Here is a 9,571-nt window from a genome sequence, read left to right on the forward strand (position 1 = left end):
GTGCCAGAAGGGGAAGCGGTGCGGGTCAGGCGCCCGCGACCGAGGCCAGGTACGCGTTCGTCTTCTCCGGCTCGAAGAAGAAGTTGTCGAAGTCGGCCGGGTCGTTGAAGCCGTTGGCGAAGCGGTCGGCGACCGGCTGCATCTGACCGGCGGCGCCGATCAGGTTCAGCACGTGCTCCGGCGGGACGCCGAGCATGGCGTTCGTCCACTTCACCACGTGCTGGGCGGTGTCCCAGTAGCGGTCGAAGGTGGCCTGCATCCAGTCGGCGTCGAACGCGCGGTCGCCGTGCTCGATGATCGACTCCAGGTAGGCGTTGGCGCACTTGGAGGCCGAGTTGGAGCCCTGTCCGGTGATGGGGTCGTTGGCCACGACCACGTCGGCCACGCCGAGCACCAGCCCGCCGCCGGGGAGCCGGCCGATCGGGTTGCGGACGGTCGGCGCGTAACGGCCGGAGAGGGTGCCGTTGGCGTCGGTCAGCTCGACCTTGGTGGCGCGGGCGTACTCCCACGGCGTGAACCGCTCCATGAGCTCCAGCGTCTTGGCCAGGTGCTCCGAGGGGTCCTTGATGCCCTGGAAGACGTCGAGCGGGCCGCCCGGGACGCCCTCCCAGAACAGGATGTCCGCGCGCCCCGAGGTCGTCAGGGTCGGCATCACGAACAGCTCGCCGACGCCCGGCACCAGGTTGCAGCGGACCGCGTCGAACTCCGGGTGCTCCGGGCGCGGGCCCATGCCGTGCACGTACGCGACGGCCAGCGCCCGCTGCGGGGCGTCGAACGGCGAACGCGAGGCGTCCCGGCCGAACATGGAGACCAGCTCGCCCTTGCCGGCCGAGACCATCACCAGGTCGTACGTGCGGGAGAAGTAGTCGAGGTCCGAGACGGCCGCACCGTGGATGACGAGCTGGCCGCCGCGCTGGGCGAAGGTCTCCATCCAGCCGGCCATCTTCACCCGCTGGTCCACCGACTGGGCGTAGCCGTCCAGCTTGCCGACCCAGTCGATGACCCGCGAGGAGTCGGGACCGGCGACCGAGACGCCGAGGCCCTCGATCTTCGGGGCCTGGGTCTCCCAGAAGTTGAGCTGGTAGTCACGCTCGTACTGGAGGGCGGTGTCGAACATGCACTGCGTCGACATGACCCGGCCGGTCCGGATCTCGTCGGCCGTACGGTTCGACATGAGGGTGACTTCGTACCCGCGCGACTGCAGGCCGAGGGCGAGCTGAAGACCGGACTGACCGGCTCCGACTATGAGTATCTTCCGCATGGGACGGTTCTCCGTTTACGTGGTACGACGATCGGGGGGCGCTTCTCAGACAGGGGTGGCGTCGAGAGCGTGGCCCACCAGGGTGAGCAGTGACTCGACGACGGTGATCCTGTTACGCGCGTCCATGATCACCACAGGCACGTGCTGAGGGACACTCAGGGCTTCCCGGACGTCGACCGCTTCGTAGGAGTCGGACCCCTCGAAGTGGTTGACGGCCACGATGTACGGCAGCCCGCAGCTCTCGAAGTAGTCGAGCGCCGGGAAGCAGTCGGCGAGGCGGCGGGTGTCGGCCATGACGATCGCGCCGATGGCACCGCGCACCAGGTCGTCCCACATGAACCAGAACCGCTGCTGGCCGGGGGTGCCGAAGACGTACAGCACGAGGTCGTCGTCGAGCGTGAGGCGGCCGAAGTCCATGGCCACGGTGGTGGTGGCCTTGTCCGGGGTCGCGGAGAGGTCGTCGGTCTCCTCACTGGCCCGGGTCATGACCGCCTCGGTCTTCAGCGGGGTGATCTCGGAGACCGCGCTCACGAAGGTCGTCTTGCCCACGCCGAAGCCGCCCGCCACCACGATCTTGGTGGCGGTGGGCGCCCTGGTGTGGTCCAGCTGCCACGCCTGGATCGACTCCTCCGTCCGGTCGCCGGGCCCCGGCTGACGCGGGGTGAACAGCGTCGGCGCCGCGTCGGCCGGCGCGGGCGCCGTGAGTCCGGGCGAGGAGAGCTTCGCCTCAGAGACGACGGAGTCCATTGAGCACCCTTTCGAGCAGTGCGCGGTCGGGCTGACCGGCGCCGTGGCCGGTTCCGTACACGCGGATCTTTCCCTGGTCGGCCAGGTCGCTGAGCAGCACCCGGACCACACCGAGCGGCATCTTCAGCAGGGCCGAGATCTCGGCCACCGTACGCATGCGGCGGCAGAGTTCGACGATCGCCAGGAGCTCCGGCATGACCCGGGTGTTGAGGTTGCCGTTGGTGAGTTCACGGCGCTCCTCGGGGGCCTCCAGCGCGGCGACGAAGGTCTCGACGAGCAGCACGTGTCCGAAGCGGGTGCGCCCTCCGGTGAGGGAGTACGGACGGACCCGTGCGGGCTTCCGGTCGGACCCCCGCACGGGGAGCCTGCGGGCGGGTTCGGCAGCGGACGTCACTGGGCGCTCTCCATCGATTTGCGCAGCTCATTGCGGAGTTCGGGGGTGAGGACATGTCCGGCCCGGCCGACGAACAGCGCCATGTGGTAGGCGATGACGCCCATGTCGCAGTCGGGGGTGGCGTGGACGCCGAGGAGCGAGCCGTCACTGATCGACATGACGAAGACGCTGCCTTCCTCCATCGCGACCATCGTCTGCTTGACGCCGCCGCCGTCCATCAGCTTCGCGGCCCCCATGGTGAGGGACCCGATGCCGGAGACGATGGTGGCGAGGTCGGCGCTGGAACCCCTGGGGCTCTGCTGGTTCCCGGCGGCCGGAGCGGCCTGGTGACCGGGGTCGGAGGAGAGGAGCATCAGCCCGTCGGACGAGACGACCGTGACGGAGTGGACCCCTGGTACCTCCTCCACCAGATTGCTCAGCAACCAGTGCAGGTTCCGGGCTTCGGTGCTCAGCCCGAGCGTGCTGGGCGCAGTCAACTGCGTGCCTCCTCGACAGTGTCCCCCGTCTCCTGGCCGTCCGGGCGGCCGGCCAGGTCGGTGCGTGCGGCCGGCGCATCCGGCTCGACGCCTTCCGCGATCTCCGCCTCCACGTCCCGGCGGCCCTCACGCGCTCCTCGCTGGAATCCGCCGAGCCGGCGCCGGAGCGCTTCCTTGTCCAGGCTGCCCGTGCGCTCCCCGGAGGATGCCTCGGCGGGCTTGACCACCCTGGGGGTGCGCTTGGGCAGCCCCTTGTCGGTGATCCGCTCGGGCTGCCGGGGACCCGGCACGGACTCGGTCTCCCTCGTGGGGAGCGCCTCGGGCCCGGGGACCGGCGGCTCCTGCGAGTACGCGTGCTGCGCGTTCCCGGGCAGCGGGAAGGGCCGGGGCTCGGGCGCCCCGTACGGGTCGTGGGCGGCCGGGTCGTGCGTACCGGCGGTGTCGGCGGGCCGCTCGTGCCGGTCGGGGCCGATGGCGTACGGGTTCCCGGGCGCCTCGGGAGCCTCCGCGGGGGCCTCGGGGGTCGCTCCGGGGACGGCCGCGGGGTCCGGCTCGGCAGCGGCCGGGAGGCGGAACTGCATGGTGGTCTCGGCCGGGGACTCGGCACCCGCCGCTTCCTCGGGCGCGGCGGGCACGGCGGGCGGGGCAGCCTCGGGGCCCGCTTCCAGGATGGTCCGCTCGGCTGCGGCGATCAGCGGGTCGTCGGCGGGGAGCACGAGCGAACGGCCCTGCAGGGTGTTGGAGTTCGCCTCGGCGACCGAACCCGGGAGATTCAGCGTCGGCGCACCGCCCGGCACGTTCACCGGCGGCGGCGAGGAGGCCGGCGGGGCCTTCGGCAGCAGGGCTTGCGGCAGCACGACGACCGCCGTCACGCCGCTGCCGCTCTTCTGCGTCTGCAGGCGCACCCGCACGCCGTGGCGCGCGGCCAGCAGCGAGGAGACCTGGAGGCCGAGGCCGGCACTGTCGTCCCCCGGGTCCCCGACCGGGAAGGAGGACGGGTCGGCGAGGCGGAGGTTGACCTCCTCCATCCGTGCCGCCGACATACCGATGCCCTCGTCCTGCACGGAGAGCATCACCTCGCCGGTCTCCAGCAGCCAGCCGGAGAGCTCGACACGCGAGTCGGGCGGGGAGAACGCGGTCGCGTTCTCCAGGAGTTCGGCGACCAGGTGGCTCAGGTCGTCGGCGGCGAAGCCCGCGACCTGGGCGTGCGGCGGCAGGGACTGGATCGTGACGCGTTCGTACCGCTCGATCTCGCTGACGGCGGCACGCGCCACGTCGACCAGCGGAATCGGTCCGGCGTGCCCCTGGCCGTGATCGGCGCCCGCGAGGACCAGCATGTTCTCGCCGTGGCGGCGCATCACGGTGGCGAGGTGGTCGAGCTTGAAGAGAGTGGCCAGCCGCTCGGGGTCCTGCTCGCGCTCCTCCAGGTTCTCGATCACGCCCAACTGGCGCTCGACGAGTCCGAGGCTGCGCAGCGAGAGGTTGACGAAGGTGTGGTGCACGGTGTTGCGAAGCCGCTGGAGTTCGGCGGTGAGGTCGGCGACCTGGACCTGGAGTTCGGCGCGCTGGAGGGTGAGCGCCTCGCGTCCGGCGATCAGTTCGGCGTGGTCGTCCCGCACCCCGCCGGCCTGCCCGGCGAACTCGTCGTGCAGGGCGAGCAGTCGCTCGTGCAGGGCGTTGATCGAGCGGACCACCTGGGCGAACTCGTCGTTGCGGCCCCGGTACGCGATGCCCTCCGCGGTCTCCGGTTCGCCGGCCAGCCGGGCGGACCCGATACGCAGGACGGCGAGCGGCTGGGTGAGGGTGCGGGCGACGGCGGTGGAGACGCCGACCGCGATCAGGAAGCAGCCACCGAGCAGGGCGAGCGAGAGTTCGAGGCCGGTGACGTCGTCGTCGCGGAGCTTCTCCAGCCGCGCCACCTGGGCGGTGCCGAGCGCCGACTCGACGCCGCGCATCCGGTCGATGCGCGCGGAGAGGGCCGCGGAGAGCTTCTTGGAGCTGGTCTCCTGGTCGGAGTCCGAGAGTTCGGGGCTGTCGGTCAGTGCGGCGAGGTACTTCTCGGCGCTGTTGACCTCGGGACCGGTGACGGTGGAGGAGAGCTTGTCGCGGGCGCTCGCGCCGGCCGCCTGGTCGAAGTCGGCGAGGGCGGCAAGTTCGCGGACCCGGGCCTGCTGGGCGGCGGCGCTCAGCTCGTCCCGCGCACGGTCGTCGGCCGACTTCTCGTCGTCGTCGCTCTCCACCGGGAGTCCGGTGTAGGGGTCGTACTCCTGGACCGGCTCCGGGCTGGGCACGGCGAGGGCCGCGAGCAGCAGTCCCCGGGTGGCGGAGGCCCGCTCGACGGCGGTGGAGAGGGCGAGCGGCGCGCGGGTGGCCGCGGCGGCGCGCGGCGGGGCCGTCTCGGCCAGTTCGGCGGCGATGTCGTGGAGTTTCGCGATGACCTCGGAGTACGCCTGGTGGGCGGCGAGGGCCGAGCCCTTGCCGCTGACCGCGTCACGGCGCAGCGACGGGACGGTGGAGAGGTCCCGCCGGAGCCCGGCGGGGGCGGCCTCGCGGATCTCGTCGATCTGCTGGTCGACCCGGGCGCTGAGGCTGTCGGCGCCCGGCTTGCCGCCGTCGTCGTCGCCGGAGTCGGCCTTACGGCCGCCCGCGATGTACGCCGTGACCGCGTCCCGCTCGTCGGCGAGGGAGTGCGCGAGCGTGATGGCCTGCTGGTCGAGCTCGGCCAGGGTCACCAGGTTCTGCGACTCGTTGAGGTCGGTGGAGGCGCCGAGGGCCGCCGGGGCACCCGCCGCTATGACGGTGATCCCGACGACGGCGACACCCGCCACGAGTCGGCTGCGCACGCGCACCTTGCGCTTGTCGCCGCCCGCCACCGGAGCGGTCGCCCCGGAAACGTCCCTAGTGCTGACCTTGCTCCGCGGCCGCTTCTTCTGCACCGGTGCTCGCATTCTTGACTCGTCCACCCATGAAGCAGAGGTGACGCGCCGTCACATGCACGCACTCCTCCCACTCCTGGTCCGGCTTCTGACCATTCCAGCCCTTTTGGGAGGGGGGCGCACAACGACCGCTCCGCCACTCGAACGAGTGAACATCACTCGTGAGTGGGCGAACAAGTCTCCCCAGCGCGGCCACGCCCCATGCGTCGCACGCCGGGTGGACCTTCCGCGCGGGCTTTGGCAGGATGCCCGCCCGCACCTCGCCGAAGTCACCGCGCCCGCCCCGCGGGCCGTTCTGACCTGCTGGGACGCGGTGACATCCGCAGCATGCAGACGATGTGAAGGCGTCGTGCAGACTGGTTGCCATGCGCATCGAACTCGCCGGCACGCCCGGCAGCCCCGAACGCCCCAACGAGGACTGGGCCATGGCGGCCCTCCCCGCGTCCGGCCAGGGCGGGTGCCTGGTCCTGCTGGACGGAGTGACTCCCCCTCCCGGCGACGACGGTTGTGTGCACTCGGTGCCCTGGTTCACCTCGCGGTTGGGGGGAGCGCTGGCCGAACTGTCCGCTTCACGCCCGGATCTGACCCTCAAGGAGGTGTTGGCGAAGTCCATCCGACGCACCGCGGACGCCCATCGCATCTCCTGTGACCTTTCTCACGTAAGGACGCCTCAGGCAACCGTCGTCCTGGCGCGCTGGGACGAGGCGTCGGTCGAATACCTGGTGCTGTCCGATTCGGTGCTGCTGCTGGAGTCCCCGGACGGGAGCGTACGCGCGGTGGTGGACGACCGGCTGGACCGGCTTGCGCCGGGGACTCTCTCGTCCGTGGAATTGACGGACACGCTGGCCCGGAACAAGGAGGGCGGATTCTTCACCGCCGCCGCCGATCCGGCCGTCGCGTCACGTGCGGTGACGGGCGGGCTGCCGCTCGCGGAAGTACGGGCGCTGGCCGCCCTGACGGACGGGGCGAGCCGCTGGACCGAGGTGTTCAGGGAGGGCGACTGGCACGCCGCGCTGGGGCTGCTGCGCTCGGCGGGCCCCCAGCACCTCATCGACCGCGTACGGGAACGGGAACGGGCCGACACCGACCGGGTCCACCTGGGCCGGGGCAAGCGCCACGACGACGCCACGGTGGTCCTGGTGGAGCTCTGAAGGGCAGGTGGCGAAGAAGCTCCGTCAGCGCTCGGCCCGCTCGTTGAACTGGTGCAGCAGCCGGGCGAGTTCGGCGACCTCGGCGCGGTCCCAGTCGGCGAGCTTGCGGACGTAGCGGGCCCGCCGGGCGTCGCGGACGTGACGGAAGCGGGCGAGACCCTCCTCCGTGAGGTGGACGAGCGAGGCCCGGCCGTCCTCGGGGTCCGGCTCACGGTTCACCAGACCGAGATCCTCCAGGGCGCGCAGTTGACGGCTCATCGTGGCCTTGCCGACCCCGAACCAGGCCGCGAGCTCGGTGGCCCGCTGCTGCCCGGCGGATTCCAGTCGTACGAGCAGGCCGTAGGCGGCGGACTCCAGTTCGGGGTGGACCTCTCGCGCCATTTCGCCCGAGGTGGCGCGCGCACGCCTCAGGATCACGGCCAGTTCGTGTTCCAGGGCGAGGAACTCCTGATCCGCCGGGACCCCGGCGGCGGTGCCGGGACCGGTCCCGCTGTCGTCCTTCTCCACCACGGCACCCCTCATGCGCTTTCCACCTCTGAAACTTCTCCCTGCCGCCGGCCTTTTCCGCAGCTGGGCCAGTATTTCGCAGGAGTAGACCACAGGCGGCTCCCGGGCCCTCTTCCACAAGACGGTTCAACGCGCGTAGCGTCGTTGCTCGGCGCGTCCGTGACGGGGCGCGTCCGCCGGGGCCCGGCCCCGCACGCACCCCGGTTCGCGGTTCCTCCCACCGTCCCCCACCGAACCACGGAGGCACGCCCATGCCCGCGCACAGATCCGGTTCCCGAACGGCCCGGCTGCTCGCTCCCGCCGGCACCCTGCTCGCCGCACTCTCCCTGCTCCTCTCCCTGCCCGGCGCCGCCTCGGCCGCCGACGTCCCTGCCCGGGGCACGGCCTCGCTCGGCATGGGCGTCGTCGCCCACGACGGCCGGGGCTCCCTGCCCACCGGTACGACCGCGGCCCAGACCGAAGGGGTCGACGTCAGCGGCCACCAGGGCAACGTCGCCTGGTCGACGCTGTGGAGCAGCGGTGTGCGATGGGCGTACGTGAAGGCGACCGAGGGGACGTACTACAAGAACACCTCGTTCTCGCAGCAGTACACGGGCTCGTACGGCGTCGGGATGATCCGGGGTTCGTACCACTTCGCCACCCCCGACACGACGTCCGGCGCCGTCCAGGCCAACTACTTCGCGGACAACGGCGGCGGCTGGTCCCGGGACGGCCGGACCCTCCCGGGCGTACTGGACATCGAGTGGAACCCGTACGGGGACCAGTGCTACGGCAAGACGCAGGCCGCGATGGTCGCCTGGATACGCGACTTCGTGAACACCTACAAGGCGCGCACCGGGCGGGACGCGGTCATCTACACGGCGACCAGCTGGTGGACGACGTGCACCGGCAACAACGCGGGCTTCGGCGCGACCAACCCGCTGTGGGTGGCCCGCTACAACACCACGGTGGGCACGCTGCCCGCCGGCTGGGACTACTACACGATCTGGCAGTACACCTCGACGGGCCCGACGGTCGGGGACCACGACAAGTTCAACGGCGCTCTGGACCGCGTGCAGGCCCTGGCGAACGGCTGACAGGACGCCACATCCCGCACCACTGGACGCCCGTGGCCCCGGTGACGCCCGTCGTCGCCGGGGCCACGGTGTTCCGCACGGTTCGCGGCCCCCACTATGCACTCGCTGTATACGCAGTATGTATAGTCCGGGCTGCCGTACCGGACGTACGGCTGTACCGCGCCGTGCCGACCGATGGATGGACCCGCCTTGCCCAGAAGGACGCCCAACCCGCACAGGTGGTTGCCCCCCGCACTGGTGGCCGCCCTCGCCCTCGCGCTGGGCGGCTGCTCCATGGCCACCACCGCGCCCGCCTCGGCCCGGGCGGAGGCGGGCTCCGACGCGAAGGGCGAACTCGGCCCGGTGGACTGCCGTGTCGCGAAGTGCATCGCCCTGACCTTCGACGCCGGGCCCGGCGCGGACACCCCGCACCTGCTGGACGTGCTCAAGGAGAAGAAGGTTCACGCGACCTTCTTCCTGCTGGGCAAGAACCACGTCCTCAAGCACCCCGAGACCGTGCGGCGGATCTCCGACGAGGGCCACGAGGTGGCCAACCACACCTGGTCGCACGAGATCCTCACCGACAAGAAGCCGGACGAGATACGGGCCGAGCTGGAGAAGACACAGGACGCCATAGCGAAGATCACCGGGAAGAAGCCCCGGCTGATGCGTCCGCCCCAGGGCCGCACCGACGACACGGTCTCGGAGATCAGCAAGGAACTGGGGCTCTCGCAGATCCTGTGGAGCGCGACCGCGAAGGACTACTCGACCACCGACTCCGCGCTGATCGAGAAACGCATCCTGGACCAGGCGAGCCGGGACGGCATCATCCTCCTCCACGACATATACGAGGGGTCCGTGCCCGCCGTGCCGGGCATCATCGACGCCCTGCGGGAGCGTGGCTACACCTTCGTCACCGTCCCCGAGCTGATGGCCCCCGCCGAGCCCGAGCCGGGCACGATCTACCGACCCTGATCCGGTGCACCGCCGCGCGCGGGAGCGGCCCGCCACCCCGGGTTCTCGGGGCGGCGGGCCGGTGCGTAC

At 71.3% G+C, this 9,571-nt stretch carries 9 protein-coding genes; 3 read left to right on the top strand and 6 right to left on the bottom strand.

What is annotated here, in order from left to right:
* Window positions 1-25: 25 nt before the first annotated feature.
* Genes ACFWEP_RS25945 through ACFWEP_RS25965 form a run of 5 tightly spaced genes read right to left on the bottom strand, consistent with a single transcriptional unit; the run spans window position 26 to window position 5,814 of the window.
* Window positions 26-1,261, bottom strand: a complete 1,236-nt coding sequence (locus ACFWEP_RS25945; RefSeq protein WP_387373352.1) for a styrene monooxygenase/indole monooxygenase family protein — start codon at window positions 1,259-1,261, stop codon at window positions 26-28.
* Between the two features lie 45 nt (window positions 1,262-1,306).
* Entirely contained in the window at window positions 1,307-2,008 is a 702-nt protein-coding gene (locus ACFWEP_RS25950; RefSeq protein ID WP_387373354.1) for an ATP/GTP-binding protein, read from the bottom strand.
* On the bottom strand, window positions 1,989-2,402 hold the full coding sequence (locus ACFWEP_RS25955) for a DUF742 domain-containing protein (RefSeq protein ID WP_328719442.1): 414 nt from the start codon (window positions 2,400-2,402) through the stop codon (window positions 1,989-1,991). The genes ACFWEP_RS25950 and ACFWEP_RS25955 overlap by 20 nt, the downstream gene beginning before the upstream one ends.
* Window positions 2,399-2,878, bottom strand: a complete 480-nt coding sequence (locus ACFWEP_RS25960) for a roadblock/LC7 domain-containing protein (RefSeq protein ID WP_387373356.1) — start codon at window positions 2,876-2,878, stop codon at window positions 2,399-2,401. Before ACFWEP_RS25960 ends, ACFWEP_RS25955 begins: the two co-directional genes overlap by 4 nt.
* A complete protein-coding gene (locus tag ACFWEP_RS25965; RefSeq protein WP_387373364.1) occupies window positions 2,875-5,814 on the bottom strand; it encodes a nitrate- and nitrite sensing domain-containing protein in 2,940 nt (979 codons plus the stop codon). The genes ACFWEP_RS25960 and ACFWEP_RS25965 overlap by 4 nt, the downstream gene beginning before the upstream one ends.
* Before the next feature lie 365 nt (window positions 5,815-6,179).
* Between ACFWEP_RS25965 and ACFWEP_RS25970 the strand changes: the two genes are divergently transcribed.
* A complete protein-coding gene (locus ACFWEP_RS25970) occupies window positions 6,180-6,965 on the top strand; it encodes a hypothetical protein (protein ID WP_387373358.1) in 786 nt (261 codons plus the stop codon).
* Window positions 6,966-6,989: 24 nt separating this feature from the next.
* Here the strand turns inward: ACFWEP_RS25970 and ACFWEP_RS25975 are convergent, their stop codons facing one another.
* Window positions 6,990-7,487 (bottom strand): MarR family winged helix-turn-helix transcriptional regulator, encoded by a 498-nt coding sequence (locus ACFWEP_RS25975; protein WP_387373360.1) that lies wholly within the window; start codon window positions 7,485-7,487, stop codon window positions 6,990-6,992.
* Between the two features lie 236 nt (window positions 7,488-7,723).
* On the opposite strand from ACFWEP_RS25975, the gene ACFWEP_RS25980 reads away from it, so the two are divergent.
* Window positions 7,724-8,548, top strand: coding sequence for a lysozyme (locus ACFWEP_RS25980; RefSeq protein WP_387373362.1), 825 nt, complete (start codon window positions 7,724-7,726; stop codon window positions 8,546-8,548).
* Window positions 8,549-8,821: 273 nt separating this feature from the next.
* Window positions 8,822-9,502 carry a polysaccharide deacetylase family protein gene (locus tag ACFWEP_RS25985; RefSeq protein WP_387373366.1) on the top strand — a complete coding sequence of 227 codons (681 nt, stop codon included), beginning with the start codon at window positions 8,822-8,824 and terminating at the stop codon, window positions 9,500-9,502.
* Window positions 9,503-9,571: the final 69 nt, after the last annotated feature.

This window comes from Streptomyces sp. NPDC060198 (assembly GCF_042728415.1).
Lineage (GTDB): Bacteria > Actinomycetota > Actinomycetes > Streptomycetales > Streptomycetaceae > Streptomyces.